The sequence below is a fragment of the Streptomyces sp. SID5910 genome (assembly GCF_009862125.1).
Taxonomy (GTDB): Bacteria; Actinomycetota; Actinomycetes; order Streptomycetales; family Streptomycetaceae; genus Streptomyces.
This window is the reverse complement of record NZ_WWHX01000457.1, coordinates 1-1498: the sequence shown is the minus strand read 5'-3', so window position 1 is coordinate 1498 and position 1498 is coordinate 1. Positions and strand designations below refer to the sequence as shown.

At 78.4% G+C, this 1498-nt stretch carries 1 protein-coding gene and 1 pseudogene; both read left to right on the top strand.

The features are described from left to right. On the top strand, nt 1–1248 hold a 1248-nt coding region (locus GTW67_RS16115), incomplete at its 5' end, for a hypothetical protein (RefSeq protein WP_161165513.1). Nucleotides 1249–1424: 176 nt separating this feature from the next. Continuing rightward, nucleotides 1425–1498, top strand: a pseudogene (locus GTW67_RS38540) (nitrilase-related carbon-nitrogen hydrolase); the annotation flags it as partial.

The following is a 1498-nucleotide window of genomic DNA, read 5'->3' as shown; positions in this document are numbered from 1 at the left end:
GCGGAGACGGACGCCGCCCGCGCCCTGCACCGGGCCGCGCTCACCGCGTACGACGCGCTGCCCGGCGCCCGGGACGCCCTCGGGGACCGGCTCGACGTGATGCTCCGCGAGCAGCGGTACGCCGCCGAACGGCAGGCGGAGCTGGGCGGCCTGCTCGCCGGTGCCACCACTCCCGAGGCGGCCGACGCCCTCCGCCGCGACCTGGCCTGGGCCCGCGACGACCACGCCCGGGCGACGGCCCGGTGCGCCGAACTCCGGGCCCGCCTGACGGACCTCGACCGCGCCGGGGGACGGGACGGGCGGACCCGGTGGGACGACGGGCAGGCCCGGTGGGGGAGCGGCGACGCCGGTTCCCTGCCCCCGGCGTCCGGCGGGGCGTCCGAACCCACGACGGCCCCGGACGGCCCCCGACACACACCGACCGAGCCCACGAACGCAGCCCGGAACCGGCACGCACCGGCCGAGCCCACGCACGCCGCCTGGGGACAGGAGACGCCGGCCCAGCCCCCGCCCCCCAACCCCCCGCAGCGCAAACGCCGCCGTGGCGGGGCCCGTTTCGCCGGTGTCCCGGACGAGGACGCGGCCCCCGTCGCCGTAGTGCCGGACCCGATGCCCCGTCCGCTCACCGCCCCCGCCGCACGCACCCCGGGCGGTGCCCGCTTCGCCGGGGCCGCGCCGGCCGCCGAACCCGTACGACCGCCGTCGGCGCCGCCCGCCGAGGGCGACCGCGCGGAGGCCGCCCGGATCGTCGCGGCGCTGGCGCGGTTGCGTGCCGAGGGGCGCAGTGGGGAGGCGCACGCGCTGCTGGCCGAGGCCGCGTACGGGCCCGCCGCCCGCTTTCCGCTGCTCGCCGAGCGGCTGGCCCGCGCCGGGCTCGGCGCCGACTGGACGACGCTGCTGTGGGAGACCGCCTCCCTGCCCGCCGCCCGGCTCGTCGCCGCCGCCGACGCGCTGACCGCGGCCGGGCGCGGTGCTGACGGCGAGCAGGTCCTGCGGCAGGGCGTCGTACGGCCCGCCGCGGAGACGGGGGACGCCGTGCTCGCGCTGGCCGCCGAGGGCCGTCACCGCGAGGCCCGCGCGCTCCTCGACGCCTGCGTCCGCGCCCGCACCCCGCAGCAGGCCGCCCGCGTCGCCGAACCCGCCCCCGCCGTCCTCGTACCGCTGCTGCTGGACGCGGCACGGGCGGTCTCCGCGGAACGCCACTGGGATCTCGTCCACGCCCTGCGCGTCGCCGGACTGGCCGGCTGACGGAGTCGCATGAGCCTCTTCCGCCCCACCACTCACCCGCAGGAGTGCGAATCACGATCGACACCGCGGCTTGGCGACGATGGTCTTGGCAAGCCCGTCCGAGAGGCTTACGTTCGTCCCTCTACGGCCTGCTCTACGGGCGTAGAGGCTCTGACGTCGTGTCGAAGGAGCAGCTCATGGCCAACGTCGTACGTGCCGCTCTGGTCCAGGCCACCTGGACCGGCGACACCGAGTCCATGGTGGCGAAACA